The organism is Qaidamihabitans albus (assembly GCF_016464705.1).
GTDB lineage: Bacteria > Actinomycetota > Actinomycetes > Mycobacteriales > Pseudonocardiaceae > Qaidamihabitans > Qaidamihabitans albus.
The window spans coordinates 50,378-76,981 of record NZ_JAEHOB010000018.1 but is presented as its reverse complement, the minus strand read 5'-3'; the positions used below and the strand labels follow the sequence as shown (position 1 = coordinate 76,981).

Below are 26,604 nucleotides of genomic sequence, written 5' to 3'. Positions count from 1 at the left end.
CGCGGTCAGTCCAGTCCGGCGTAGGAGTGCAGCCCCGAAACCACCAGGTTGATGAAGAACAGGTTGAACAGGACCGCTGCCAGCCCGACGATATTCACCCAGGCGGCGCGGCGCTTCCGCCAGCCCGACGTCGCCCGGGCATGCAGGTAGGCGGCGTAGCAGACCCAGGAGACGAACGCCGCGGTCTCCTTCGGGTCCCAGCCCCAGTAGCGGCCCCAGGCCGCCTCGGCCCAGACGGCGCCGGTGATGATCGCGAAGGTCATCGTGACGAAGCCGAAAACCCCGGTCCGGTAGGCCAGCCTGTCCAGGAGCTCCGGCGAGGGCAGGCGGCTCCGCCGCACCGGGGCCGGGGCCTCGGCCCCGGCGTGCCCGTCAGCCGGAGCCGATAACTCGGCGTGCCTCGTGCTGAGCAGGTGCAGGCCGCTGGCGATGCCGGAGACCAGGAACACGCCGCTGGCCATGATCGCGGCGGCGACATGGACGACGATCCAGTAGGACCGCAGGCTCGGCTGCACCGGCGCCGCCTGGGTGTAGAGCAGGTTCCCGGCGACGAACAGCAGCATGGCGATGGGCAGCAGCACGAACACGGCGGCGTTGCGCACCGGATGCCTGCGCAGCATGTATAGCCAGCCGACGACGGCCGCCAAGCCCACCATCGAGATGTACTCGTACATGTTGCCCCACGGCACCCTCGACGCCGCCAGCCCGCGCAGGACCACCGACGCGAAGTGCAGCACGGCGCCGAGCACCGTCAGTGACACAGCGAGCCGGCCGCACCTGTCCGGCAGCGTGCGGCCGCGAAACCCCGGGTGCCCGTTCTCGGTGTTCTGGGCCGTAGCCGCGGCACCCGGCGCGACCAGCTGGGGGACGGGGGCGCTGCGCCGGATCGGATAGCGCCCGAGCGCGTACTCGACCGCGGCCAGCAGGGCGGCCAGCATGTAAATGCCGTAGGCGCTGATGAACGACCAGTCGCTGAGCAGCGCCGGGCCGGGATCGATGGGCACGCGGGACACCTCCGACGCGGATCACGAGACCTAGCGCGACGTATCGTAGTACTACGAGTGGTAGTTACTACTGTCGGCCGTCGTTCTCAGCGATCGGCGGGTGTCAGTCGGCGAGCCGGTGCACGATGAACATGCCCCCGTGCAGCGGCCGGTCGAGGCGCTCGTGGTCGGTTCTGACGTACTCGTCGAGGATCGCGTGGATCCGCAGGTCCAGTTCCACGACTTCCTCGGGGGAGAGATGCAGGGCGAACCGCTCGTATCTCCGCACGGAGCTCGGACCCGCCTCGCGCAACTCGTCGTGGAACGCCTCGATGGGCGCGAAGGCGGCATCGGCGTCCAGTTCACCCAGCGGGTTGTCCAGCCACCACGACCGGCGATCGGCCCGGTAGGGCTTCTCCAGAGCGCCGCTGTCGCCGGTACGCACCGGTGCCTGCTCCAGCAGGCCGGCATCGACAAGCTGACGTACGTGGTACAGCACCGTTCCCGGGTCGCGGCCGAGCCGGTCGGCCAGTTCCTTGTTCGTGAGTTCCCGGTGCCCGCACAGACGCAGGATGCGCAGGCGGAGCGGATGTGCCAGGGCCTTGGCCTCCCGCACCGTCGCCTCCCGCCGCTCCCGTACGGGGCGGGCGGCTTCACCGGGCTGCTCGCTCATGACCGCAGGATAGTCCATCGATAGACGTCCGCATCATCGATGGAGTTTTCTCCATCGATGTGCGATTCTCCATTGATGGCACACGAACCGACAACCGCCCGACCCCCGCTGGGCGGCGCCTACTGGCGGCTCTGGGCCTCCTCCGGCCTGTCCAACCTGGCCGACGGGGTCGTCAAGGTCGGCCTGCCGCTGGTGGCCGTCCAGTTCACGCGGTCTCCGGCGCTGATCGCCGGGCTGGTGTTCGCGGTGACGCTTCCGTGGCTGTTCTTCGCACTGCCCGCGGGGGCGCTGGCCGACCGGCTCGACCGCCGCGGGGCCATGCTGGGGGCCAACGGCGCCCGCGTGCTGCTGCTCGCCGGGCTGGCGCTCGCCGTCCTGCTCGACGCCGGATCGATCTGGCTGCTCTACGCCGTCGCGGTCGGCATCGGTGTCGCGGAGACCGTCTACGACACCTCGGCGCAGTCGATCCTGCCGCAGGTCGTGCGACGGGATCAGCTCTCGCGTGCCAACGGGCGCCTCTACGCGGCCGAGCTGACCGCCAACGAGTTCGCCGGCCCACCACTGGCGGGCTTCCTGGTGGCGGCCGGCGCGACCGTCGCCTTCGCGGCACCGGCGGCACTGTGGGCGGTGGCGGCCGCGGCGCTGCTGCTGGTGCGCGGTCCGTTCCGGACCGCCCGCGAACCGGCCACGACCTTGCGCGCCGACATCGTGGAAGGCCTGCGCTTCCTGTGGCGTCACCGGCTGCTGCGCACGCTCGCCGTGATGACCGGGGGATTCAACTTCGCCACGAACGCGACGTTCGCCGTCTTCGTTCTCTACGCGGTCGGCCCCGCCTCCGCCATGGGGCTGTCCGAACAGGCCTTCGGGCTGCTGCTGGCCGCCATCGCCGCCGGAAGCCTGCTCGGCTCGTTCGTCGCCGAGCGGATCGAGCGGGCGCTCGGCCGGGCCCGTTCCCTGGTGCTCGGGGTCGTCGGCGGCGCGCTGACGGTCGGTGTCCCGGCCCTGACCGCGGATCCCTTCGCGATCGGTGCCGCCTTCTTCGCCGGAGGCGTCGGCATCGTGATCTGGAACGTCGTCGCCGTGTCGCTGCGGCAGCGGATCACCCCCGACCGGCTGCTCGGCCGGCTCAACAGCGGCTACCGGCTGATCGCATGGGGAAGCAGGCCACTCGGTGCCGCCGCGGGCGGGGTGCTGGCGGAGGTGCTCGGGCTCCGCGTCGTGTTCGCCGTCATGGGGCTGCTGACGCTGGCCATGCTCGCCGGAATGCGGACGGTGACCGACGACGCCATGGACGCGGCCGAGCGCGACTGAGGCCACCGCGGTCCGTCACTGAACACGATGAGCACGCCGTCGAGCGTTGACGGCGCGGCGTTTGCGGTTTGGCCGCGGCAGGTGCGCGGCCGGGAGAACATCACCCCGGACACGGTCGGGACCTCGAACTGAAGTGGCCTACACCTACGCCGCCATGCGCTGACGAGCTCGTTCATGGCTACCCTCTCGTTCCCGGCTGGTTTGGTACCTCAAGGCTCGGCCGGGTCGGGTCACCAGGTCATGAGCCGGGAATCACGCGGGGCGTGGGAACCTTTCCGGGACGCGATGTACCCGAATCAGTCGCGTGTGGACGGATTCGTGGGCTCCGCTGGTGTCCCGGCCGGTCCCGCGACATTGGCCCGCATCCGGTCGAGCAGGCGCTCCAGGAGCGCGATCTCGTCGGCGTCGATGCCGGCCCGCAGCGTGCGGTCGAACTCCTGCGCGGCGCCGCGCATCCGGTGGAAGGCGGCCTCGCCGTCGTCGGTGAGCTCGACGAGGTGGACCCTGCGGTTGGCCGGATCGCGGCGGCGGGTGAGCAGGCCCTCGGCCTCCATCACGCCGAGGTGGTGGGTCAGCGTGGCCCCTGGATGCCCATGGCCGCCGCGAGCTCGCGCTGGTTGGCCACCGAGCGGGTCTTGAGGGTGAGCAGGACGAGCCAGGTCGGCCGGGAGCCGCCGACGGCGTGCAGCGCGTCGTCGAAGGCGCGGCCGATCGCCTTGGCGGCGGCGGAGAGCGTGATGCCGATGGGTGGCTTGCTGGGTGGTCCTGGCACGGCATCGAGCGTGGCATAACCGATAGGCATCTAACCGTTCGTAACCTAATCGAAGGAGTGGTGTGCGATGCCGGAACCGGATACAGCGCGGAGATCCAGTCCTTCCTGCAGGACTGGGCCATCGCCGAACTGAAGGGAGACGCCACGGCACTGCGGTCGATGCTGGCCGACGACTTCGCCGGGATCGGCCCGCACGGCTTCCAGATCGACAAAGGCGCAGTGGCTCCAGCGCTACGAGTCGGGCAACCTCGTCAACGAGGACTTCCGGATCAGCGACACCACGGTGCGCTCGTACGGTCCGGTCGCCGTGGTCAACGGGGTGCAGGAGCAGACCGCCGCCTACCAGGGCAACCCGTTTCCCGGCCGCTTCCGGATGACCCTCGTGGCGGTGCGGCAGGAGCAGGGCTGGCGGATCGTCAACGTGCAACTGTCGTCGATGGCCGAAGGGTGAGCCCCGCCGTGCGCATCAGTCTCAGCATCACCAACTACTCGTGGCCGGGCCGGCCGAGATGCTCGAAGCCGCCACGACGCTCGGCTTCCTCGCCGCGCGCACCGAGCGCGTGCGGCTCGGCACGATGGTGACGTACCGGCCGCCCGCGGTGCTGGTCAAGGCGATCACCACACTCGACGTCCTCTCCGGCGGCCGGGCGTGGCTGGGGGTCGGCAGCGGCTACAGCGAGCAGGAGTCCCGGGCGATGGACGTGCCCCTGCCCCCGGTCGCCGAGCGGTTCGAGCGGCTCGACGAGACGCTGCGGCTGGTGGCACGCTACGGCGACGCGTGCAATCTCTTCGACGTTCCCGACGGCGGAAAGATGCTGCGGCACAAGCTCAACGTGCTGGCCGAGCACTGCGCCGACGAGGGCCGCGACTTCGCCGGCATCGACAAGACCGTGAGCACCAGGCTGGACGACGGCGACTCGAAGGACGACTTCGTGCGGCGGTGCCGCGAGCTCGCGGAGCTCGGGGCCGACCACGTCGTCGCGATCACCGCGGGGCCGTGGGACGAGAAGAAAGTGGCCACGCTCGCCGCGGCGGCGGGCGAGCTGCGGTAGGCCGCTCACGACCGGAGCTTGCGCCGCAGCGCGGTGATCTCCGCGGCGGTGAAGCCGTGCCGCGAGAGCCAGCCGGACACGCCGCCGTGGCGCCTGTCTAGCTGGTCCAGGAACTCGGCCATCGTCTCCGCCCTGGGCAGATGTTCGCGCTCGGGCACGCGGTCGACGTCCGCGGCGTAGGTGGCCGAGGCGCGCAACCGGTCGAGGATCGCCGTGATGCGCTCGGCGGTGGCGGCGTAGTCGCGGACGACGTCCTCGCGGCGGGCGCCGGCCACGCTCAGCGCGAACGCGACGATGACGCCCGTGCGGTCCTTGCCCCCGGCGCAGTGCACGAGCACGGCGCCGGGGGACCGGGCGATCGCGCGCAGGGCTCCCGTGACGCTCCCCGGCCGCTCCTCCAGATAGCCGAGGTAGTTCGCGCACGCGGCATCGCCCGGGTAGCGGTCGGCCTCCCGCCTGCGCCGCAGCGCCAGCGCCTCGGCGGCGATGTTCCAGGCGTCCTCCGGAACCAGCGAGTGGTGCACGTGCGCGACCTCGCCGATCCCGGCCAGCGGCGTCGGCCCCGCCGCGCGCACCTCCGCGGCCGTGCGCAGGTCGACGACGGTCCGCAGCCGGACGGTCTCCAGCAGGTAGGTGACGTCGGCGGGGGAGAGGTCCTGCAGGTTGTCCGCGCGCAGCAGCCGCCCCCGTGCGGTCCTCCCGCCGTCCACGGTCGGGATGTCCCCGACATCGCGGACGTTGACGGCGCCGTCCAGCTCATGCCACAGCACCGGGCCAGTGTCGCAGGGCTGTCCCTGGCCCCATGCAGGTGCGGCGTTGTGCCTGGTCACCTCTCGTGAGTGCGCACGCGAGTTAGAACACTGTTACGCACTCACGACCGGCACCCCGGGAGCGGGAGGTCCCCGCCGATCGGGGAACTTCGTCCCTACCGGATGCGTGCCCTTCAGGTCACCGTTCACGGTAGGAGACGAAAGAAGGTGCGCGATGCACGTACTGGTGACCGAGGCGCGGTTCGGCGACGCCGCCGCGACCGCGCGGGAACTGAGGGAGTTCGGCTGCGAGGTCAGCACCTGCCATACGGAGATCGGGCTGTGCAAGGCGCTGGCGCCGGGTTCGCGCTGCCCGCTCGACCTGGTCGCCGGCGTCGACCTGATGGTGGACGTCCGGTCGGCCGACGAGGTGCTGACCGCGCGCGAGTTCGGCACCGTGTGCGCGGTCCGCGCCCGGGTGCCCGTCGTGGTCGTCGACGCCGATCCCGACCGGTGGCCGACATTGCCGATCGGGCTGGAGAACCGCGCCGCGGCGATCCGCGGACGGCGGCTGGCGGCGACGTGCGGGAGCTGGATGCGGGCCAGGCGGATGAGTGGAGGTGAGCCGAGATGAGCACCGCCGGACGGGAGAATCGGCCGGTCGTCGTGGGGGTGGACGGAACCGACGCATCCCTGCGGGCGCTGGAGTGGGCGATCGAGGAGGCACAGCTGCGTGGCTGCGCCGTGCACGCGGTGACCGTGTGGTCGGTGGACCCGGCGCGGGACATCGCGGGCACGTCCCCGGCGGAGGCGCGGGAGACGCATCAGCAGCAGCTGACCCGGTCGGTGGCGAAGGTGATCGACGGCCGGACCGGCTTGCCGCAGATCCTGCCCCGCCTGATCGAGAGCACGCCCACGGCGGGGCTCGTCGAGGCCGCCGAGGGAGCGGCGCTGCTGGTCCTGGCGAGTCACGGCGGCGAGCGGCTGCGCAAGTTCTTCGTCGGGTCGGTCAGCGCGGGATGTGCCCGGCACGCGACGGTCCCGGTCGTCCTGGTGCCACCGGCCTGACCGCCGGTCAGGCCCGCAGGGCCGCGGCCAGCTCGGTGTGCTGCTCGCGGAGGCGGCCGCAGACCAGGTCGCACAGCTGGAACACCGTGTCGTCACCGATGGCGTAGTGCACGGCCGTGCCGTGTTTGTCCCGGGTGAGCAGGCCGGCCTGGTACAGCACACCGAGATGCTTGGACACGTTCTGCTGCGACGTGCCGAGCGCGGTGGCGAGCTCGCCGACCCCGGCGGGACCGTCCCGCAGGCGTTCGAGGAGCCGGATGCGGGTCGGTTCGCCGAGAACGCGGAACTGGTGGGCGATCAGCTCCACGAGCGGCTCCGGCAACGGATGGGGAACGTCGGGCATGGTGCCTATCATAGTGAACAACTGTTTGGTTGTGAATGAGTATGGTTTAGAGTAACGGGCCGGTGGCAACTCGGCCGGTGACGGGCCGGCAGGAAGGATGACCCGCGGATGTGTGCTTGTGGCTGCGCCGGCACGGTGCAGGTGCGCTGATGCTCGTACTCGCCGTGCTGTCGGGGCTGGCCACGGGTGTCGCGCTCGGCCTGGTCGGCGGCGGGGGTTCGGTGCTCGCGCTGCCCGCGTTCGTCTACGGACTCGGCCTGCCGGTGAGCCAGGCGGTTCCGGCCTCCCTGCTCGTGGTCGCGTTGTCCTCGGCGGCCGCGCTGTTGCCCCGGTTGCGCCGGGGCGAGGTCCGCTGGCGGGTCGCCGCGGTGTTCGGAGCGGCGGGAACGATCGTGGCCTTCGCCGGGGCGGCGGTGAACCGGGCACTGCCGCCGCGGTTGGTCCTTGGCGCGTTCGCCGTGGTGCTGGTGGTGGTCGGCGTCCGGATGCTGCGCTCGCCGGAACCGCGCGGCGGAGCGTGCGCCATGGTGGACGGGGCGGTGAACTGGCGGTCCTGCCTGCCGAAGGCACTGGCAACCGGTGCCGGTGCAGGCTTCCTGACCGGGCTGCTGGGAGTGGGCGGCGGGTTCGTCGTGGTACCCGCGCTGGTGTGGCTGCTCGGGCTGACGATGCCGGTGGCCGTGGCCACCTCGCTGGTCATCCTCGTGATCAACTCGCTGGCGGGCCTCGCCGCCCATGCCGGCCAGGTACGGCTGGACCTCGCGGTCGCGGGCACGTTCGCCGTGGCGGCATTGATCGCTTCGCTGCTGGCGGGCAGGTTCGCGGGCCGGCTGCCGGCGGCGGCCTTGCGGCGCGGTTTCGCGGTGCTGGTGTTCGGCGTGGCAGCGCTGGTCGGCACGCAGACGGCCCTGAACGCCGCGCCGGTGTAGTCGAAAGGTGGTTTTCCTTGTTCTTCCAACAGTTCTATCTGCCGTCCCTCGGGCACGCCTCGTACCTTATCGGCGACGAGCGGACCGGGCAGGCGCTGGTGTTCGACCCGCGCCGGGACGTCGATGCCTATCTCGGCGCGGCCAGGGACAACGGCCTGCGGATCGCCCATGCCGCGGACTCCCACGGGCACAACGACTACCTCTCGGGGCTGACGGAGCTCACCGAACGCTCCGGGGCGCGGGTGTGGGGCTCGGCCGCGGGCGAGCTCGGGTACTCCCACCAGCCGCTGCGCGACGGGCAGGTCGTCGAGTTCGGCGACGTCGGTATCGAGGTGCTGCACACGCCGGGCCACACCCCCGAGCACATCAGCCTGCTCGTGTACGACCGCGCCACGAGCGCCGACGTGCCCGCCCTGCTGCTCTCCGGCGGCGCTCTTCTCGTCGGCGACCTCGCGCGACCTGACCTGCTCGGCGGCGAGGAGCAGGCACGGCAGGCCGCCCGGATGTTCTGCGAGACCATCCAGACCAAGCTGCTGTCGCTGCCCGACCACGTGCAGGTGTACCCCACTCACGTGGCCGGGTCGCTGTGCGGCGGCAACATCGGCTCCCGGCTGTCCACGACCGTGGGCTACGAGCGGCGGACGAACGCCGTCCTCGCCGAGGTCGACTCCACCGACGGGTTCGTCCGCGAATGCCTGCGCCTGGACAACCTGCCCGCGGTGCCGCCGTACTGGCGGCGAATGCGGTCGCAGAACATGGCCGGGGTCGCTCCGCTCGGTCTCCTCGCCGAGCCGCCCGCTCTGGACGTCACGGATTTCGAGCGGCACCGCGAGGCGGGCGCGGTCGTGCTCGACACCCGTTCCCCGGAGGCCTTCGGCGGCGCCCACGTGCCCGGGGCGCTGAACGTGGGTCTGGGCAACGCGTTCGCGACCTGGGCGGGCACGGTGCTTCCGGAAGAGGCGCGCGTGCTGCTCGTGCTCGACGACCCCGCGGACCTGTGGGACGTCACCTGGCAACTGCTGCGGATCGGCTATCCACCCCCGCTTGGCTGGCTGCGCGGCGGGTTCACCGCGTGGCGCACGGCCGCGGAGCCCGTCGCCGGCGCCCCGCAGATCACGGTCGATCAGCTTCGGCGGCGCAGGGAGCAGGCTGAGGTCACGCTCCTCGACGTCCGCCAGCCCGGTGAGTGGCACGCGGGCCACGTGCCCGGTGCCACCCACATCACCGGTGCCGAGCTGCCGGACCGGATCGGCGAACTGCCCGCGGGCACACCGATCGCCGTCATGTGCGGCAGCGGCTACCGCTCGTCCGTGGCGGCGAGCCTGCTCGCGCGGCACGGCCTGCCCGACATCAGCAACGTCACCGGCGGCATGACCGCATGGACGCGGGCGGGCCTGCCGGTCGAGAAGGGATGAAACATGGAGTACGCCCGCACGATCACCCTCGACCTGCCCTACGAGGACACGGTGCGACAGGTCAAGGACGCCTTCCAGGAGCAGGGCTTCGGGTCGCTGACCGAGATCGACGTCAAGGCCACGCTCAAGAACAAGCTCGGCGAGGACATGGAACCCTACGTGATCCTCGGCATGTGCAACCCGGGGCTGGCGCACCGGGCGCTCGGCGTCGAGCGCGAGATCGGCCTGCTGCTGCCGTGCAACGTCGTCGTCCGCCGCGCGGACGGGGAGACGGTGGTGCAGGCACTGGAGCCGCGCGTCATGGTCGAGGTCCCCGGCCTCGACGAGCTCACGCCGGTCGCCGAGGAGGCGGGCCGGCGGATCCAGGCCGCGCTGGACACGCTGACCGGATCCGTGCCTGGTCACCGGTCGTGAGTGCGTACACGAGTTAGAACACGGTTCTTCACTCACGACCCTTGACCAGCACTGGCCGGGCGTCTCCACGTCCGTGGCCGAAAGACCCCACCACCGGGGACCAACGACCACAGCGGACGCGGAGTGCCCGCCCCTACGTTCGGAAACGACAGGTACCGGACGAGGGAGTGACACATGAGTGCCACGGACATCGCGGCGGACCCGATCGTGGTCGGCGTCGATGGATCCGCCGCCGCCACGGAGGCCCTCCGCTGGGCCGCGCGTGCCGCGGTCCAGCGGAACGCCGACCTGCGCATCGTGCACGGATACGGTTACGCCGCCGACGAGTTCTACCGTGGCGAGCTGCCTCCGGCCGCGGACATCTACGCCGCGCTGGACGCCGACAGCGAGCGCATCCTCGCCGCGGCGGCCGAAGAGGCCGGGACCGTCGCGGACGGCCTGGTGGTCCGGACGGCGATGCCACCCCTGCCACCGGTCCGGGCGCTGGTCGAGGAATCCCGCGCCGCTCGGATGGTGGTGCTCGGTTCGTCGGGACGGGGCGGCTTCACCGGCATGCTGACCGGATCCACCGCTGTCGCGGTGACGAGCCACGCGGCATGCCCGGTCACCGTCGTACGGTACCGCGAGGGCGAGGCGCGGCCGCCGGTGGAAGGTCCGGTCGTGGTGGGTGTGGACGGCAGCCCGGTCGGCGAGCGGGCGATCGCCGCGGCGTTCGAGGAGGCGTCGCTGCGCGAAGCGCCGCTCGTGGCCGTGCACGCGTGGCTGGACGTCGAGTACGACAGCGCCTTCAACCAGGCCCGCGTGTACTTCGAAGGCGGGCCGCACGAACAGGACGAGCAGCGGTTGCTCGCCGAGCGCCTCGCCGGCTGGCCGGAGAAGTACCCCGACGTCCAGGTGGAACGCGTGGTCGTACTCGACCGGCCGCGGCACCAGCTGCTGGAACGATCCCGTACGGCACAACTGGTCGTGGTCGGCAGCCGCGGCCGTGGTGGTTTCCGCGGCATGCTGCTCGGTTCGACCAGCCAGGCGCTGATCCATCACGCCGAGTGCCCGGTGCTGGTCGTGCGGCCGGGCGAAGTGACGTAACCGCCCCGCGCTCGCGGGAATGGCACTGCGATCCGGCGTTCGCCGGTCGCGCCGTCAGCACGTCCTGAACGGAGACAGCTCATGGCACACGTCCAAGACCTGGCCGCGGAACCGGAGCGGCTCGCCGCCCACTGCGAACGGATGCGGACGCTGGTGGGCAAGGCGGTGCTCGACGACGGGGTTGCGCGGCGAGGTGCTCGCCGCCTACCACCGGCTGGGGCCCGCCGCCGCGGTCGCCGTCCGGTCCTCGGCGACCGGTGAGGACAGCGCCGACGCCTCGTTTGCCGGGATGAACGCCAGCTTCACCAACGTCTCCGGCGACGACGCCCTGCTCGAACGGGTCGCGGACTGCTGGGCGTCCCTGTTCTCTCCCCGTGTCGTGGCCTACCGCGCCGGGCGCGGGTACACCGCCGAACCGGCGATCGCCATCGTCGTGCAGCGCATGGTGCGGACGGAGCGCGCCGGCGTGATCTTCACGGCTGACCCGCGAACCGGCGACCGGTCGCTGGTCGTGGTGGAGGCGTCCTTCGGGCAGGGCGAAGCCATCGTCAGCGGCGCGGTGGAGCTCGACACCTACGTCGTCGCCAAGGACGGCCCGCACCTGCGCGCGTGCGCATCGGTGACAAGCGGTTCGAGATCGTGCGCGGCGATGACGGCCGGGACCGGCGGGTCGAGCTCTCCGGCCAGGCGGCCGGGCGGCCGGCCACCGAGCGGGACCAGCCCGCCACGGCGGAGCCACTCGTGACCGGGCTGGCGGCCTCGCCCGGCATGGCGACCGGGCCGGTCCGCGTCCTGAGCGCACCCGAGCAGGGTGCCGAGCTGTGCGACGGCTCGAACTGGCTCGGTGCGGTCCTGGCCTCCGCCGGGACGTTCCTTCTTGCGCGCAGGGCCCTCGACCGTCTCCGGCTCCGCCAGTGGCAGCAGGACTGGGAGCGATTCGACGGCAGGCGCGAGGATCCCGGCAGGGGACGCACCGACCTGCACGTGAGCGTCCGGCCGGGCCCGCTTGGTCGGCCCGGCCGGGCCCATCGACGACGGCCCTTCAACGACGTAGCGCGGTGCGCCGCCGCTCGTACTCCTCCTCGTCGATCTCCCCACGGGCGAAGCGCTCGTCGAGAATGCGCAGCGCGTCATCCTTGCCGCCGTCTCTGCCGCCGCTGCCGCCCGGGTGCGTGAAGCGGCGCAGGAGGATCACCACCACGGTGATCAGCCCGCCCCAGAGCAGCACCATTGAGATGAGCATCAGCAGCCCGCCGAGCCAGCCGCCGCCGTAACCGTGACCCCAATCCTGATAAGGCATGACATGTCTCCGTTCGATATCGGGTTCAGTCGAGGGGAACCAGTGCCGGGCCGCGCCTGCCGAAGCGCCAGTAGAGGAGCGGCCCGGCGAAGTTGACTCCGATGGTCAGTCCCCAGAGCCATTTTGGCCCGCGTACCTCGTCGGCGCCGCGGTGAGCGAGGTCCGCCCACGCGGAGGCGGCGAGCGCGACCTGGACCGCCACGGCGGCCGCCAGAACGGCCCGCCGCGTCGAAGGGCCCGGGCCCGTCACCGGGTCACCTCGCGTTCGCCGAGGCCGCTCGCGATCTCGGCGAACGGACGCCGCGGCGTCGCGGGCAGCGGGTCGGCGTTCACGTGCGTCCAGCCGGTGCGCAGCACCATCTGCGGGAAGTTCCCGCCGGTGACCCGATCACGGAGCAGCGCGCGGGTGTCGGCGAACTCGAGCGGCTCGGTGAGCGGGCAGCAGGCCAGGCCGCCTGCGGTCGCGGTGAGTAGTGCGGCGCTGGTGGCCTCGCCGGCGCGCAGCCGGGAGAGGCGGTCGTCGGACGCGGTGCTGAGCACCAGCAGCACGGCCGCGTCCGGCTCGGTCGCCGAGCCGGACGGCTGCGCGAGGCGGGGATCGGTGAACTCGCGCATCGGCGCGGCATCGGAGACATCGACGGCAGGCGGGACGTTCCTGGCCGGCACGCCGTCGGCCGAACCGTGCCGTCCGCTCCACACCGCGAGCTCAATCCGGTAGGCGGGGTCCGCCGCGTGCCTCTGCGACGCCTCGATCATCGCCCGCACCAGCTGGTGCCGCTCGGCCGGGCCGTCCACGGCTCGCAGCAGGGCACCCTCGTCGGCGGCCCGGGCCGCGATGGCCGCCACCTGTGCCGGGTGCACCGGCCATGAGCTGTAGCGCCGCCGGTCCGTGCGGCGGCGCGGAATCGCCGCCGCCAGCGTGATCTCGTCCGGTCCGGGGTCTTGCCGGTGCAGCTCAACGGCGGCCAGGTGGTCCGGTTCGGCGGGATTGGGCAGCCGGTGGACGTCGGTGCGCCAGCCGAGTGCCGCGAAAGCGACCCTGAGGTGGTGCAGCGCCGCGCCGCAGCTGAGCACGAGATCGTGGCCGTCCGGGTCGGCCTCCCGCAGCCGCCGCCGCGGGTCGGCGTAGAGGTGCAGTGTCCGGCCGCCGATTCGCCACTGCCAGGGCTGCGAGTTGTGCACAGAAGGCGCCCGGCCCGCGAGCGCCAGTGCGGTGCCGACGGTGTCGTCATCGGGAAGTCGAGGGTCCATGGCACCAAATGTGCGCCCGGCGCCCGCGGAGTCAGCAGGGCCGGAGGCCACCGGCGGAAGGGACTTTCGCTCCTGCCCTGCCGCCGGGGCGGCGGCGCACCCTCGGATGGCACCAGGAACATTCGAAGGAGATGACCGGCATGACGACCGCCAAGCGGTACCCGGTCCGGGTCGAGGCCGAGCTGGATCCCGGCCTGTCCCGGTGGCGGTGGCTGGTGAAGTGGCTGCTCGCCTTCCCGCACTACGTGCTGCTCGCGTTGCTCTGGACCGCGTTCGGCGTGCTCAGCGTCGTCGCGTTCTTCGCCATCCTGTTCACCGGCCGCTACCCCCGCGCGATCTTCGACTTCAACGTCGGGGTGCTGCGCTGGACCTGGCGCGTCCAGTACTACGCCTACGCCGCGCTCGGCACCGACCGCTACCCCCCGTTCACCCTCGCCGACGTGCCGGACTACCCGGCCCGGCTGCAGGTCGACTACCCGACGCGGCTGTCCCGCGGGCTGGTGCTGGTGAAGTGGTGGCTGCTGGCGATCCCGCACTACCTCGTCGTTGGCCTGTTCGCCGGTGGCGGCCTGTGGCTGGCCTGGCGGCCCGCCGAAGACGGCTTCACCTGGGGTGCCAGCGGGCTGATCGGCATCCTCCTCCTCATCGCCGGTGTGCTGCTGCTGGTGACCGGGCAGTACCCGAGGCCGGTGTTCGACTTCGTGCTCGGCATGGACCGCTGGATCATCCGGGTCGCGGCCTATGCCGGGCTGATGACCGACGAGTACCCGCCGTTCCGGCTGGACATGGGTGGCCGTGATCCCGCGGGCCCGGTCGAGGACCGGCCGGCCGCGCCTGCTCCCATGGTGCCGGCCGAACCGCATGCGCATCACTGGACGCCCGGCCGCGTCGCCTCGGTGGTCGTGGGCGCGGTGCTCGCGTTCGCCTCGATGGGCCTGCTCACCGGCGGTGCCGCACTGCTGTGGGCGGACAGGGTCGAGCGCGGCGCGGACGGGTACCTCTCGCTGGAGAGCACCATCGACACCGGTGGCTACGCACTCACGACCGAGCGCGTGGCCCTCACGGAGCAGTCCGTGCGGTGGCTGCCGGGCACCGTCGGGGACGTCCGCGTCCGCGTGGTGGGCACCGACCCGCTCGATCCGGTGTTCGTCGGCATCGCGCCGGCCGACGAGGCCGCCCGCTACCTGGCCGGCGTCGAGCACGCCACGATCCGCGACGCCGCCGACGGTTCCCTGACATTCCACAGTGGAGGACCGCCGGAGACCGCACCGGACGCGGCGGGGATCTGGGCGGCGCGGTCCAGCGGTCCCGGTACGCAGACGGTGAGCTGGCCGGCAGGTGCTGGTGACTGGACCGTCGTGGTGATGAACGCCGATGCCGCGCCCGGCGTCAGCGTGCGCACGGAGGCCGGGGCCACCGTTCCCGCGCTGCCCTGGATCGGCGTTGCCGTGCTCGCCTCCGGCGCGCTGTTCCTGGCGGCTGGGGCCGCACTGCTCGGGGTCGCGGCGCACCGGGCGTCGCGGCCGCCGGAGCGCGCCGCGGTGCCGGGCTGAGCGATCGCGGCACGGCGCGCGGACACGCGTGCGGGGTCCGGCCGGACCCCGCACGCGTGCGTCCCGGTGTCAGTGCTTCAGGAACCGCCGGTACTGCTGCCCGATCGTGTCGGCGTCCGCCGACGTGTTCAGGAACATCAGCGAGTCCATCCGGCAATTGCACGGATTGCGTTCCCTGTCGTTCTGCGGGAAGCTGCCGCCGATCTTGATCCCGCGCGGGTTGCTCGCGGTCGTTCCGGACCCGTCGACCTGCCACGGGTCGCCCGCGTTCGTGTAGAACCCGGGAACCGGCTTGCCGTTGCGGTAGAGCGCCATCTCCCCGGTGGTGTAGTCGAACGTCGCCGCCAGATGCACCCACTCGTCAAGCGGGAGCAGCTCACGCCAGTCCTGCTGCGCGGCGAACGTCTGCGAGCTGCCGCCGTCGATCCGGCGGCCCAGCGCCACCAGGCGCAGTTCCCCGTCCACGTTGATCAGTTCCAGCAGTGCCCGGACGCCGTGGCCGTCGGAGTCCCCGCTGAGGATCCCGGCAAGGCCGACCGCGTTGTAGTAGTCGTCCGGGTCCGGTGTCGTGGAGTTGGGGCTGGGGTTCTCGCCGGTCATCTTGAACCAGCCCATCACCGTCGCGCCCTCGGTGCCGTTGAACGCGCTCAGCGACTCCACGCCGTCGGCGTCGCCGTCCCAGACCCCCGCCTTCCAGTCGTCGTTCCCGGCCTCGCCAGGGTTGACCTGCCGCAACTGGAGGGCGTTGTTGCTGCCGGGGAAGGCGCCGTCGGCGACCCGCATGTCCTCACCACCGTTGACGAGGTCCAGCAGCGTCCGCGACGATCCGCGGTCGAGCTCCTTGGCGTCGTTCGCCGCGAACGGGTGCTCGAAGTCGTAGTGCGCCACCAGGTCGCGCTGCACCTTCCTGGTGACCTCGGACCCGGCGCCCCAGCGGGTGCCGGTGACCTTCCAGATCTTGCCGTTGGCCTTGGCGAGCAGGTAGAGATCACCCGCGGAGTCGGTGCCGAAGCGCAGGTCGATGCGCCCGTCGCCGACGAAGTCGGGCATCCGCATCCGCTCGCCGTCACTGTTGAACAGCTGCAGCTCGTGGATCGGCGCCCGGTCCTTGCCGCGCCTCATCTTGTGGACATCGGTGTAGAAGACGCTGCCGTCGACCAGGTCGCCGAAGATGTACTTGCCGCGCAGCAGGGGCAGGTCGGCGCCGCGGTACACCTGGCCACCGGAGATCGCGTGGCCGCTGTCGGAGTTGCACGGCCAGTTCGGCGGCGGGTCGTGGTCGTAGGCCGCGACGGGATAGGTGTAGCCGTACTTCTCGTCGTCCTCCGGCAGCGGGTACAGGTAGCACTGGTTCTCCGGGTCGAACCGGAAACGGCCCTCGCGCTCGCTCCAGCCGAGGTTGTCGCCGGCCCGCACCTCGTACACCGCCTCGATCGCGTGCTGACCGATGTGCCCGAGGTACATCGCATTGTTCCCGCCGCGGTCCCAGGTGAACCGGTGCGGGTCGCGCATGCCGACGGCGTAGATCTCGCCCAGCGTGCCGGGCGTGCCGACGAACGGGTTGGCCGGGGGAATGCCGTACCGGCCGTTGGGGCCGTCGGTGCCCTGCGGGTCGATCCGCAGGATCTTGCCCGCCGGTGTGCTCATGTCCTGCGGCACGTCGGTGTTCACGCCGATGCCGCCGTCTCCGACCGCCAGGTAGAGCAGGCCGTAGTCCGCGTCACCCGGCCGTGCGGTCGGGTTGAAGTCGATCTGCTGGATCGCGTGGATCTGCGTGGTGAACCCGAAGCGGAAGATCTCCCGCTGCGTTCCGGAGAACACGTCGGCCGAGGGATCGTCCGCGGTCCACTCGGTGACGACGCTCTGCACGAACGCGTTCGGCTGGTTCGGGTAGGTCGGCTCCTTCTCGGCGATGGCGTCCCGGTCCTCGGTGTGCACCGTGTAGAGCTTGCCGTTGCTCTCGAACTCGGGGTGGAAGGTGGCGAAGCCGAAACCGCTGCCGAGCCCGCGGCCGGAGAAGTAGTCCTCGAAGCGCTCCTTGAAGTTCAGGTAGACGTGCTGGCGGTCGCCGTCGAGGAGGTAGAGGGGACCGTTGAGGTCGGGAACGTACATCCGGCCGGAGCCGTCGGGGACCTCGCCGATGTAGTTGATCCGGTTGTGCCGCATCAGCCTGCGGTCGGTCGGCTCCGGGGTCGGCTCGGACTCGGGGAGCTGCGCGTACTCCTCGAGCACCAGGCCGAGCCGGGACTGCTTCGGCTCCTCCGGAATCGGGTCGGTGATCTGCTGCTCGCCCTGGGCGGCCACCACCGGTGGTGCCACCAGGGTCGCCGTGAGCACCGCCGCGGTGATCACGGGGACCCACCATCTCTGTTTGCCCATCGTTGGACTCCATCCCTACTTCGCGGGTTGGTCGGCGCTGCCGGTCGTGCGGCAGCCCGGTCGGCCCCGGTCCGGTCGTGCCCCCGGGGCGGGAGCCGTCACAGGTGCGGCTCCACGATCTCGGCGTAGCGGCGGGCCAGCGTGGCGACGACGTCGGCTCCGGGGGCGGCCCAGACGTCGGCGTTGAAGATCTCGACCTCGACATCGCCGGTGTAGCCCGCCGCCGCGACGGCGCGGGTGAGCGAGCCGAAGTCGATGTGGCCGTCGCCCATCATCCCGCGGCTGAGCAGGCTGTCCGCGGGCAGCGGGGTGATCCACTCGCACACCTGGTAGCTGACGATCCGTCGTCCGGCGCGGGCGATCTGCTCCAGCACGCCGGGCTCCCACCAGACGTGGAAGGTGTCCACCACGACCCCGACCACCTCGGCCGGGTGCTGCTCGGCGATGTCGAGCGCCTGGCCCAGCGTCGAGATCACCCCGCGGTCGGCGGCGAAGATCGGGTGCATCGGCTCGATGCCGAGCCGGACCCCGCGCTCGCGGGCGCCCGGCACGAGCGCGGCGACCGCTTCCGCCACCCGGTCGCGGGCACCGGCGATGTCGCGGTCCCCCTCCGGCAGCCCGCCGGGCACCAGCACGAGCACGTCGCAGCCGAGCGCGGCCGCCTCGTCGAGGGCGGCCAGGTTGTCGTCGTGGGCCGCCGCGCGCGCGGCCCGGTCGGCCGAGGTGAAGAAGCCGCCCCGGCACAGCGACGAAACGCGCAGTCCCGCATCGCGGATCATCCGCGCCGCCGCTTCGAGTCCCGTGTCGGCGACCGGCTCGCGCCAGACGCCGATCGAGCCGATCCCGGCGGCGACGCAGCCGTCCACCGCCTCGCGCAGCGACCAGCGCGCGGTGGTGCGCTGGTTGAGCGACAGCCTGGCCAGCCGCGGGTCGCCCGGCAGCGGGGTGGCCATCCTGGCCGGCGCGCCGGAGGGGACGTCGTGCTCACGCGCCGACGCGGGGGAGAGGCGGGTGTCCGTCATCGGACCGCCCCCGCCGCTTCCAGCCACAGGCGCATCCGGTGCGCGGCGAACTCGGGGTCCGGCAGCAGCCGTGCCTCGTTGGCGAGCGCGAAGATCCGTGCCAGGTGCGGGACGCTGCGCGCCGACTGCAGCCCGCCGAGCATGGTGAAGCCGGGCTGGTGCCCGCTCAGCCAGGACATGAAGGCGATCCCGGTCTTGTAGTAGAACGTGGGCGCGGTGAACACGTGCCGCGAGAGGGGCAGCGTGGGTGCCATCTCCGCGTCGTACGTCGCGAGGTCGCCCTCGTCGAGCGCGGACAGCGCGGCGGACGCGGCCGGAGCGACGAGGGAGAACGCGCCGAGCAGCGCGTCCGAGTGGCGCTCGCCGTCACCGCGGATCAGTTCCGGGTAGTTGAAGTCGTCGCCGGTGTAGAGCCGCACACCCTCCGGCAGTGCGGCGCGCAGGCCACGCTCGTGCTCGGCGGAGAGCAGCGAGACCTTCACCCCGTCGACCTTCGCCGAGTGCTCGCGGACCAGGTCGAGGAACGTCTCGGTCGCGGTGGCTACGTCGGTGGAGCCCCAGTAGCCGGCCAGCTGCGGGTCGAAGGCCTCGCCGAGCCAGTGCAGGATGACCGGTTCGGCGACCTGCCGCAGTATCGCCTCGTACACCCGCCGGTAGTCGTCGGCGGAGCGGGCGACGCGGGCGAGGTGGCGCGAGGCCATCACGATCACCTGTGAGCCGCATGACTCCACGAAGCCGACCTGCTCCTCGTACGCCGCGATGACCCCGTCGACGTCGGCGATCTCGTCGAGGTGGTCGGTACCGGCGCCGGAGGCGATCCGGGCGTCGTAGGCGCGGGCCTCCTCCGCGCTGCGGCGGACCAGTTCCCGCACGGCGGGCCAGTCGAGGCCCATGTTGCGCTGGGCGGTGTCCATTGCCTCGGCGATGCCGAGGCCGTAGCGGAGCAGCTCGCGCCGGAAGGCCAGTGTGGACTCCCAGTCGACCGCGGCGGGCGCGCCGGGGGTGTTGTCGCCGAGTGGATCGGCGACCACGTGCGCGGCGGCGAAGGCGGTCCGCGACGAGTGGGGCTGCGGGTGCTCCCTCCACCGCCGCGGCTCCCGCAGCACGATCTCGGCCCAGGTGCCGTCGGCCGTGGGCAGGTGCAGGTTCATGCTGTCTCCTTTCCGAGCTCACCCGCGGGTAGCTCGATCCGGCGGCCCTGCGCGGACGAGGTGAGCCCGGCATCGACGAGCTGGAGCCCGCGCACTCCGGCGGCCAGGTCGTAGGGGTGCGGCCTGCCGTGGTGCACGTCGAGCAGGAACCGTTCCCACTGGGCCCGGAAGCCGTTGCCGAACTCCTGGTTGTCCGGCACCTCGTCCCACTGGCCGCGGAAATCCTCGGTGGTCGGCAGGTCGGGGTTCCAGACCGGCTTCGGCGTGCGCACGCGCGGCTGCACCCGGCAGCCGAACAGGCCGGCGACCGCCGAGCCGTGCGTCCCGTCCACCTGGAACTCCACGAGCTCCTTGCGTTCGACGCGTACCGCCCACGAGGAGTTGACCTGCGCGATCACCCCGCCGTCGAGCTCGAAGATCGCGTACGCCGCGTCGTCGGCCGTGGCGTCGTAGCGGGCGCCCTGCTCGTCCCAGCGCTCGGGGATGTGGGTCACCGCCTTCGCCGTCACCGCGCGCACGCGGCCGAAGAGGTTGCCCAGCACGTAGTCCCAGTGGCAGAACATGTCCAGGACCATTCCGCCGCCGTCCTCGGCGCGGTAGTTCCAGCTCGGCCGCTGCGACGGGATCAGGTCGCCCTCGAAGACCCAGTAGCCGAACTCGCCGCGCACCGAGAGGATCCGGCCGAAGAAGCCGGAGTCGATCAGGCGCTTCAGCTTCTGCAGGCCGGGCAGGTAGAGCTTGTCGTGGACGACGCCGTTGACGATCCCGCTCCGCTCGGCGGCCCGCACGAGTTCCATCCCCTCGGCGACCGAGGAGGCCACGGGCTTCTCGGTGTAGACGTGCTTGCCCGCCAGCACGGCCTTGAGAATGGCCTTCTTGCGCTCGCCGGTGATCTGGGCGTCGAAGTAGATCGGCGCGTCGTCGGTGGCGAGGAGCGTGTCGAGGTCGGTGCTCCAGTCGGCGATACCGTGCTCGTCGGCGAGCCGGGCCAGCTTGCCGCCGTCGCGGCCGATCAGCACCGGTTCCACCTGGATCCGGCCGCCGTCGGGGAGGGCCACGCCGCCGTCGTCGCGGATGGCGAGGACCGAGCGCAGCAGGTGCTGGCGGTAACCCATCCGGCCGGTGACGCCGTTCATCAGGATGCGGTAGGTGTGTGTGGTCATGGGTCGTCTTGCTCCCGGGGTCGGAGGCGGCGTCAGGGCGTGGTCGTGGGGGCCGTGGGATCCGGGCGGCGGGTGCCGAGGTAGAGCTCGCCGAGCGAGGAGTCGGCGAGCAGGTCGGCCGCCGGGCCGGAGATGTGCACCCTGCCGAGGTCGAGGACGCAGCCGAGGTCGGCGGTCTCCAGCCCGCGGCGGGCGTTCTGCTCGACGAGCAGCACTGCCGTGCCCGCGTCGCGCATACGAGCCACCTGCTCGAACACCGTGGCCGCTGCCTTGGGATCCAGGCCCATCGACGGCTCGTCGAGCAGCACCACCCGCGGGCTGACCATGAGCGAGCGGGCGAACTCGACCTGCTTCTGCTGGCCACCCGACAGCGCGCCGGCGAGCGAGCTCCACCGATCGGCCACGACCGGAAAGAGGCCCTTGACGAAGTCCACGCGCTCGGCGATCTCTGCCTTGTCCTTGATCGTGTAGGCGCCGAGCAGCACGTTCTCCGACACCGACATCTCCTTGAAGACGCTGTGTCCCTGCAGTACGTGGGACAGGCCCGCGTCGAGCATTCGCTGCGGGCCGCGGCGGGTGACGTCCTTGCCGCCCACGAGGATCCGCCCGGAACGCGGGGTGAGCATGCCGCTGGCCACTTTGAGCACCGTGGACTTGCCGGCGCCGTTCGGACCCACGAGGCAGACCACGCTCGCAGGCGGCACCCGGACGGTGAGCCCGCGCAGCACCAGTGCCGCACGGCCGTAGCCGGCCTCGATGTCGACGAGCTCGAGCAGGTACTCGTCGTGCGCTTCCGGTGGCTGTTCAGATGCCAAGGTAGGCCTCCAGCACTCGCGGGTCGGCCCGTACCTCGTCCGGCGTGCCCTCGGCGATCGGCCGGCCGCGGTCGAAGACGACGACGTGGTCGGACAGGCTCATCACCATGTCCATGTTGTGCTCGACGATCAGGAAGGTCTTGCCCTCGGCGTTGAGCGAGCGCACGAGGCTGCCGATCCGCTCGATCAGGGCGGGGTTCACCCCGCCTGCCGGCTCGTCGAGCATGATCGTCTCCGGGCCCGCCATGAGCACGCCGGCCAGTTCGAGCAGTTTCTGCTGGCCGTAGGACAGGTCGCGGGCCTCGGTGTTCTCCAGGTGGTCGATGCCGACGCGGGTGAGCAGCTCGCGCGCCCGCTCCATGTCGGCGCGCTGGCGTGCCGAGACGATCCGGGCGAGCAGGGTGCGCGGGCGGACCGAGACCAGCATGTTCTCCAGCACCGTCATGCGCGGGAAGATCCGGCACAGCTGGAAGCTGCGGCCGATTCCGGCGCGGGCGATCCAGTGCGGCGGCTTGCGGGTGATGTCCCTGCCCCGGTAGCTCGCGGTGCCGGAGTCCGGTCGGATCATCCCGGTGACACAGTTGAAGAAGGTCGTCTTGCCCGACCCGTTGGGACCGATCAGCGCGTTGACCTTGCCGTGGTGGAACGACACGCTCGCCCCGTCGACGGCGCGCACGCCGCCGAAGGACTTGGTGAGCCCTTCGGTCTCGAGGCTGCGCCCGGCGTCCGTGCTCATCGGTGCACCTCTTCCTTCGTGTCGTCGGCCGCCTCGGCCTCACGACGTTGCTCGGCGAGCTCCGCCGCGCTCAGCTCGCGAATCGACGCGGCCTGCGGGCGGAGCCGGTTCACGAGGTTGGTCAGGGCCGGGATGATCCCGTCGGGCATGAACAGCACGACCACGCCGAGCAACGCGCCCATCGCGATCAGGTGTGCCTGGGTGTCGCCGTACTGGGCTTTGAAGAACTCCATGGCGTAGCCGACGATCACCGCGCCCAGCAACGGTCCGAACAGGCTGCGGATGCCGCCGAGCAGGCTCATCAGCACCATGTAGGCGCCGACGAGGATGGAGAACTGGAAGATCGGGTCGAGGAAACCGAACCACAGCGCGTAGAGTCCGCCCGCCAGCGCTGTGAAGAACGCCGAGATCACGAACACGACGAGCTTGTAGGCGAACGTCGGGACCCCGAGCGACTGCGCCTTGTCCTCGTCCTCGCGGATCGCCTTGAGCCCGATACCGAACCGGGACCGGTTGATCGCCCACCAGCACAGCAGCGCCACGGCCAGCAGCGCGGCGTGCAGGTAGAAGAACCGCTCGTGTTGCTCGGGACGCAACACGTCGTCGCTGAACGGGCGCGGTATGCGCAGCCCGTTGGATCCGCCGGTGAAGGTGCCCCAGCTCTGGAAGACCAGCAGCAGGATCAGCACCAGCGCGATCGAGACGATGACGAACGACGCTCCCCGTACCCGCAGGCTGGCGATGCCGACCGGCACCGCGATCGCCGCGACGATCAGGCCGGCGAGGATCATCGCGACCCACGGGTTCACGTCCGCGCGCAGGATCAGCAGGGCCGTGGCATAGCCGCCGAGGCCCGAGTACGACGCGTGGCCGAGCGAAACGTAGCCGGTGAAGCCGCCGACGAAGTTCCACGACGTGGCGAGCACGGCGTAGCTCATGATCACGACGCCGACCGAGAGGATGAACGAGTCCGGTGCCATGCTCGGGAAGGCGATCACCAGCGCGATCAGCGCCAGCAGTCCGACCAGCCTCGCCGCACGGACGGCCGTACGGCCGCCACGAGGACCGTGGCCGGTCACGAGTTCAGAATCGCTGCGCAAGGCGGCCTCCGAAGAACCCCTGAGGACGGAGCATCAGCGTGGCGAACAGCGCTACATAGAAGAACGTCTGTGCCCACGTGGTGCCGAGCGGAATCTGCAGCAGGCTCTGGCCGAGACCGAGCGCCATGGCGGCGATCGCGGCGCCCGGAACGCTGCCGAGCCCGCCGACGACGATGACCGCCATCAGCGGGCCGATCCAGTGCCAGTGCAGCGAGGGGTAGATCGTGGAGTCCAGCGACAGCGCCGTCCCGCCGATCGCCGCCGTCGCCAGCCCCAGCCCGAAGCCGTAGCCGGCGACCCGGTCGGTGTTGATGCCCACCAGTTGCGCCGCGTCCTTGTGCTGCATGGTCGCCCGCAGCGCCTGGCCGAACCGGGTCTTCTTCAGCAGCAGGTACAACGCGACCAGCGAGAACCCGGCGAGGCCGAACCCGATCAGCTTGACCACCGCGATGCTGGCGCCGAACAACTCGAAATGGGCGCCGGAGTAGGGGAGCCGGATCCGGCGATGGGTGCCGCTGAAGGCGAAGCCGAGCGTGCCCTCGATCACCAGCGCGATGGAGAAGGTCAGCAGCACCGACATCATCGTCAGCGTCGCCGGGCGCAGCCGCGAGATCAGCAGCCGTTGCATCAGCACCCCGGCCCCGAAGAACAGCGGCACCGTGAACACCAGCGACAGCAGCGGATCGAGACCGGTCTCCCGGGTGAAGAACCACGCGAGGTAGGCAGCCAGGATGAGAAACGCCGAGTGGGCGATCATCACCACGCGCATGACGCCGAAGTACAGCGTCAGGCCCGCCGCCAGGAGGGCGTAGAGCCCACCGAGCAGCACGCCGAGCACGAGGCTCTGGAGGAGGAGGGGTCCGCTCACGCCGCTTTCACCACTTCGGCTTCGGGTGGATCAGGTCGGCCTCTTTGGTGTCCTCGGGCAGGACGATCTTGATCTCACCGTCGACGTACTGCTGGATGAGGTGCGCGCCCTGCGGCCTTCCCGCCTCGTCCCAGCTGAGCGGGCCGACCACGGTGTCGACCTCGTTGTTGTGCAGCCAGTCGATGAGCTTGCCCTGGCATTCGGGGGCGGGGTCGGCGCACCCGGCGGCCTCGACGGCGGCGGCGACGACCTGCCCGGTGGTCCAGGCGTTGGCCTCGTCCTCGTTGGGCGGTGCGCCGTTCTGCTCCGTGTAGTAGTCGACGAACTCCTTGTTGGACGGGTAGTCAGCCTCGGGCGTGTAGCCGGTGGGGGAGATGATTCCCTCGGTCTGCTGGCCGATCGCCTTGGGGAACTCCGGGTTCGTCGGCGCGGTCGAGAAGGCCGCCATGTCCGGTTGGTAGCCGAGCTGGCGTAGCGACACGATCAGGTTCACCGCGTCCTGGTACTGCGTGCCGCCGACCATGATGTCGGCATTCGAGTCGGCGATCTTGGCTGCGATCGAGCCGAAGTCGGTGGTGTTGGGCGGGTAGACCTCGTCGGCCACGGTGCGGACGCCGCCCGCTTCGAGCTTCTCCTTGAGGCCGTAGGCGGTGCCCTGCGCGAACGGGTCGTCCATCACGGCGTACGCCGCGGTCTCGGGCCGCTCGCCCGCCGGCATCGCGAGGATCTCCTCGGCGAGGTGGTTGTAGTGGTCGTTGGCGACCGCGGGGGCCGCGTAGAAAAGGTTGTCGAAGCCCTGGGTGAAGACCTCCTCGGCGGCGCCGGCCGGCTCCACGAACAGGAACCCGTAATCCTCGGCGACCTGCGCGGCCGGGACCACCAGGCGGGTGGAGAAGGGGCCGAAAACGAGGTCGACGCCGTCCTGGTTGATCAGCTTCTCGTAGTCGGCCGCGACCCGGTCGGCGTTGGACTGGTCATCGAGGATCGTCAGCTCGACCTGGCGCCCGAGGAGCCCGCCGTTAGCGTTGACGTACCCGGCCCACGCCTCGTACCCCCGGCGCACGCCCTTGCCCGGTTCGGAGAAGTCGCCGGTCAGCGGAAGTGAGATGCCGATCCGGATCGGGTCCTCGCCCCCCTCGCCGCCACCCTGCCCGGAGTTCCCGCTGAGGCAACCGGTGAGCACGAGGGCCGCGGTGGAGAGGAGCGCTCCAAGCCGGAGACCGTTCGAAAGTTTCATGATTCACCCGCCGTTGGGTTCCTGGTGTAAGCGCTTTCGTAAGCGCTTTCAGGAGCATAGGTAGCTCCGTCTGTCGTGGCAAGCGTTATCGGGAGATCATGTGCGCGGCGGCGGTGGCCGCATGCGGACGGGAACGGAGAGAACACGGATGGCTACGGATCGCGGCAGGCCCCGGCTCGTCGATGTCGCCGAGCGGGCGGGCGTGTCGATCGCCGCGGCGTCGCGGGCGCTGTCCGGGTCCGAGGGGGTCAGTGACGCCATCGCCGCCAGGGTGCGCACGGTTGCCGCGCAGATGGGCTACGTGGTGAACGCGCATGCGCGCGCCCTGGCCGGCGGGGCAAGCTCCAGCGTCGGGTTGCTGGTGCACGAGATCGGCGACCCTTACTTCGCCGAGATCGCCAGCGGAGTGCTCGGCGTCGGCGCGCGGCAGGGCCTGACCGTGCAGATCTGCCACACCGGCCGCGACCCGGACAGTGAGCTGGCGCAGATCAGGACGCTGATCGCCAACCGGGTGCGCGCGATCGTCGTGGCCGGGTCGGGGCCGGTGGAGCCGCGGACGCAGGCGGCGGCCAGGGACGAGCTGGAGGCCTTCCAGGAGGCGGGCGGCCGCGTGGCGGTGATCGGGCGGCACCACCTCGGCACCGACGCGGTGCTGCCGGACAACACGGGCGGCGGCCGGTCGGTGGCCGAGCACGTGCTCTCCCTCGGCCACCGGCGGATCGCCTTCACCGTCGGTTCGCGGGCCCTGACCACGGTCGCGGACCGCCTCGCCGGTGCGGCCGCGGCGCTGGGTGCGGCCGGGCTTTCGATCGAGGACCTGCCGGTCGTCGAGGCGGCCTTCACGCGGGAGGGTGGCAAGCAGGCCATGCGGCGGATCCTCGACGCCCATCCCGACGTGACCGCGGTGATCGCGCTCAACGACGACATGGCCATCGGCGTGCTCTCGGTGCTGCGGGCCCGCGGCAGGGCGGTGCCGGAGGAGGTCTCGGTGGCGGGATTCGACGACGTGGCCGTCGCCGAGCACCTCGCGCCCGCCCTGACCACGGTCCGGCTGCCGATGACGGAGATGGGGGAGCAGGCGCTGGCACTGGCGCTCAAGCCGCGCTCCAGCCGGCCGCGCCGCCGCTTCGCCGGGCACACCCTGGTGGTTCGCGACTCCACCGCCCCGCCTCGCCGCTGACGGCACGTCGTACCCGGGGCATGAACATGCGCGCATTCGTGCATGTTCGCGCTC

Annotated in this window: 27 protein-coding genes and 2 pseudogenes; 12 read left to right on the top strand and 17 right to left on the bottom strand. The window is 71.3% G+C overall.

The genetic code is table 11. The features are described from left to right. Positions 1-5: 5 nt before the first annotated feature. Positions 6-1,004, bottom strand: a complete 999-nt coding sequence (ccsB, locus tag JAP66_RS27025; RefSeq protein ID WP_199434667.1) for a c-type cytochrome biogenesis protein CcsB — start codon at positions 1,002-1,004, stop codon at positions 6-8. A 103-nt stretch (positions 1,005-1,107) separates the two neighbouring features. Further along, a complete protein-coding gene (locus tag JAP66_RS27020; protein ID WP_199434666.1) occupies positions 1,108-1,656 on the bottom strand; it encodes an ArsR/SmtB family transcription factor in 549 nt (182 codons plus the stop codon). A 75-nt stretch (positions 1,657-1,731) separates the two neighbouring features. On the opposite strand from JAP66_RS27020, the gene JAP66_RS27015 reads away from it, so the two are divergent. Then, entirely contained in the window at positions 1,732-2,967 is a 1,236-nt protein-coding gene (locus JAP66_RS27015; RefSeq protein ID WP_199434665.1) for an MFS transporter, read from the top strand. 296 nt (positions 2,968-3,263) lie between these two features. Here the strand turns inward: JAP66_RS27015 and JAP66_RS27010 are convergent. Then, positions 3,264-3,769, bottom strand: a pseudogene (locus JAP66_RS27010) (MarR family winged helix-turn-helix transcriptional regulator). 232 nt (positions 3,770-4,001) lie between these two features. Between JAP66_RS27010 and JAP66_RS27005 the strand changes: the two are divergent. Both JAP66_RS27005 and JAP66_RS27000 read left to right on the top strand, forming a co-directional pair. After that, positions 4,002-4,190: pseudogene (locus tag JAP66_RS27005) on the top strand (nuclear transport factor 2 family protein); the annotation flags it as partial. Positions 4,191-4,230: 40 nt separating this feature from the next. Then, a complete protein-coding gene (locus tag JAP66_RS27000; RefSeq protein ID WP_307849734.1) occupies positions 4,231-4,791 on the top strand; it encodes an LLM class flavin-dependent oxidoreductase in 561 nt (186 codons plus the stop codon). A gap of 5 nt (positions 4,792-4,796) precedes the next feature. Here JAP66_RS27000 and JAP66_RS26995 read toward each other — a convergent pair whose 3' ends face one another. Next, positions 4,797-5,561, bottom strand: a complete 765-nt coding sequence (locus tag JAP66_RS26995) for a tyrosine-protein phosphatase (protein ID WP_199434664.1) — start codon at positions 5,559-5,561, stop codon at positions 4,797-4,799. A gap of 214 nt (positions 5,562-5,775) precedes the next feature. On the opposite strand from JAP66_RS26995, the gene JAP66_RS26990 reads away from it, so the two are divergent. Both JAP66_RS26990 and JAP66_RS26985 read left to right on the top strand, forming a co-directional pair. Then, a complete protein-coding gene (locus tag JAP66_RS26990; protein ID WP_199434663.1) occupies positions 5,776-6,174 on the top strand; it encodes a hypothetical protein in 399 nt (132 codons plus the stop codon). Continuing rightward, positions 6,171-6,608, top strand: a complete 438-nt coding sequence (locus JAP66_RS26985) for a universal stress protein (RefSeq protein ID WP_199434662.1) — start codon at positions 6,171-6,173, stop codon at positions 6,606-6,608. Before JAP66_RS26990 ends, JAP66_RS26985 begins: the two co-directional genes overlap by 4 nt. Positions 6,609-6,615: 7 nt before the next feature. Here JAP66_RS26985 and JAP66_RS26980 read toward each other — a convergent pair whose 3' ends face one another. Next, a complete protein-coding gene (locus JAP66_RS26980; RefSeq protein ID WP_199434661.1) occupies positions 6,616-6,951 on the bottom strand; it encodes an ArsR/SmtB family transcription factor in 336 nt (111 codons plus the stop codon). A gap of 149 nt (positions 6,952-7,100) precedes the next feature. Here JAP66_RS26980 and JAP66_RS26975 point away from each other — a divergent pair, with 149 nt between their 5' ends. The 5 genes from JAP66_RS26975 (at position 7,101) to JAP66_RS26955 (ending at position 11,540) form a co-directional block, all read left to right on the top strand. Next, complete coding sequence (locus JAP66_RS26975) at positions 7,101-7,880, top strand: sulfite exporter TauE/SafE family protein (RefSeq protein WP_199434660.1); 780 nt, start codon at positions 7,101-7,103, stop codon at positions 7,878-7,880. Positions 7,881-7,897: 17 nt separating this feature from the next. Further along, complete coding sequence (locus tag JAP66_RS26970; RefSeq protein WP_199434659.1) at positions 7,898-9,295, top strand: MBL fold metallo-hydrolase; 1,398 nt, start codon at positions 7,898-7,900, stop codon at positions 9,293-9,295. Between the two features lie 3 nt (positions 9,296-9,298). Beyond that, positions 9,299-9,709 (top strand): DUF302 domain-containing protein, encoded by a 411-nt coding sequence (locus tag JAP66_RS26965; protein ID WP_199434658.1) that lies wholly within the window; start codon positions 9,299-9,301, stop codon positions 9,707-9,709. Positions 9,710-9,883: 174 nt separating this feature from the next. Continuing rightward, on the top strand, positions 9,884-10,795 hold the full coding sequence (locus JAP66_RS26960; protein ID WP_199434657.1) for a universal stress protein: 912 nt from the start codon (positions 9,884-9,886) through the stop codon (positions 10,793-10,795). A 181-nt stretch (positions 10,796-10,976) separates the two neighbouring features. Further along, entirely contained in the window at positions 10,977-11,540 is a 564-nt protein-coding gene (locus JAP66_RS26955; RefSeq protein WP_235999549.1) for a PEP/pyruvate-binding domain-containing protein, read from the top strand. 297 nt (positions 11,541-11,837) lie between these two features. Here the strand turns inward: JAP66_RS26955 and JAP66_RS26950 are convergent, their stop codons facing one another. The 3 genes from JAP66_RS26950 to JAP66_RS26940 are packed head-to-tail and all read right to left on the bottom strand — an operon-like array spanning position 11,838 to position 13,346. Beyond that, entirely contained in the window at positions 11,838-12,095 is a 258-nt protein-coding gene (locus JAP66_RS26950; protein WP_199434656.1) for an SHOCT domain-containing protein, read from the bottom strand. Positions 12,096-12,120: 25 nt separating this feature from the next. Beyond that, complete coding sequence (locus JAP66_RS26945) at positions 12,121-12,345, bottom strand: PLDc N-terminal domain-containing protein (protein ID WP_199434655.1); 225 nt, start codon at positions 12,343-12,345, stop codon at positions 12,121-12,123. Then, a complete protein-coding gene (locus tag JAP66_RS26940; protein ID WP_199434654.1) occupies positions 12,342-13,346 on the bottom strand; it encodes an Acg family FMN-binding oxidoreductase in 1,005 nt (334 codons plus the stop codon). Before JAP66_RS26940 ends, JAP66_RS26945 begins: the two co-directional genes overlap by 4 nt. A gap of 140 nt (positions 13,347-13,486) precedes the next feature. On the opposite strand from JAP66_RS26940, the gene JAP66_RS26935 reads away from it, so the two are divergent. After that, complete coding sequence (locus tag JAP66_RS26935; RefSeq protein ID WP_199434653.1) at positions 13,487-14,899, top strand: DUF4389 domain-containing protein; 1,413 nt, start codon at positions 13,487-13,489, stop codon at positions 14,897-14,899. Positions 14,900-14,968: 69 nt separating this feature from the next. On the opposite strand, the gene JAP66_RS26930 is transcribed toward JAP66_RS26935, so the two are convergent. From JAP66_RS26930 to JAP66_RS26890, 9 genes are all read right to left on the bottom strand, one after another. Beyond that, the gene (locus JAP66_RS26930) at positions 14,969-17,278 is read right to left on the bottom strand and encodes a PQQ-dependent sugar dehydrogenase (RefSeq protein WP_199434652.1); all 2,310 of its coding nucleotides are present in this window, start codon (positions 17,276-17,278) and stop codon (positions 14,969-14,971) included. Positions 17,279-17,376: 98 nt separating this feature from the next. Next, positions 17,377-18,231: a sugar phosphate isomerase/epimerase family protein gene (locus tag JAP66_RS26925; protein ID WP_235999575.1), complete on the bottom strand. Its 855-nt coding sequence runs from the start codon at positions 18,229-18,231 to the stop codon at positions 17,377-17,379. A 65-nt stretch (positions 18,232-18,296) separates the two neighbouring features. Continuing rightward, a complete protein-coding gene (locus tag JAP66_RS26920) occupies positions 18,297-19,451 on the bottom strand; it encodes a dihydrodipicolinate synthase family protein (protein ID WP_199434650.1) in 1,155 nt (384 codons plus the stop codon). Then, the gene (locus JAP66_RS26915) at positions 19,448-20,614 is read right to left on the bottom strand and encodes a Gfo/Idh/MocA family protein (RefSeq protein ID WP_199434649.1); all 1,167 of its coding nucleotides are present in this window, start codon (positions 20,612-20,614) and stop codon (positions 19,448-19,450) included. Before JAP66_RS26915 ends, JAP66_RS26920 begins: the two co-directional genes overlap by 4 nt. Before the next feature lie 32 nt (positions 20,615-20,646). Next, positions 20,647-21,429: an ABC transporter ATP-binding protein gene (locus JAP66_RS26910; RefSeq protein WP_199434648.1), complete on the bottom strand. Its 783-nt coding sequence runs from the start codon at positions 21,427-21,429 to the stop codon at positions 20,647-20,649. After that, on the bottom strand, positions 21,419-22,165 hold the full coding sequence (locus JAP66_RS26905; RefSeq protein ID WP_199434647.1) for an ABC transporter ATP-binding protein: 747 nt from the start codon (positions 22,163-22,165) through the stop codon (positions 21,419-21,421). The genes JAP66_RS26910 and JAP66_RS26905 overlap by 11 nt, the downstream gene beginning before the upstream one ends. Continuing rightward, positions 22,162-23,244, bottom strand: coding sequence for a branched-chain amino acid ABC transporter permease (locus tag JAP66_RS26900; protein ID WP_307849733.1), 1,083 nt, complete (start codon positions 23,242-23,244; stop codon positions 22,162-22,164). Before JAP66_RS26900 ends, JAP66_RS26905 begins: the two co-directional genes overlap by 4 nt. A 4-nt stretch (positions 23,245-23,248) precedes the next feature. Then, entirely contained in the window at positions 23,249-24,133 is an 885-nt protein-coding gene (locus JAP66_RS26895; protein ID WP_199434646.1) for a branched-chain amino acid ABC transporter permease, read from the bottom strand. A gap of 7 nt (positions 24,134-24,140) precedes the next feature. Next, positions 24,141-25,370 carry an amino acid ABC transporter substrate-binding protein gene (locus JAP66_RS26890; protein ID WP_199434645.1) on the bottom strand — a complete coding sequence of 410 codons (1,230 nt, stop codon included), beginning with the start codon at positions 25,368-25,370 and terminating at the stop codon, positions 24,141-24,143. Between the two features lie 148 nt (positions 25,371-25,518). On the opposite strand from JAP66_RS26890, the gene JAP66_RS26885 reads away from it, so the two are divergent. Continuing rightward, a complete protein-coding gene (locus tag JAP66_RS26885; protein ID WP_199434644.1) occupies positions 25,519-26,550 on the top strand; it encodes a LacI family DNA-binding transcriptional regulator in 1,032 nt (343 codons plus the stop codon). The last annotated feature ends 54 nt before the right edge of the window (positions 26,551-26,604 follow it).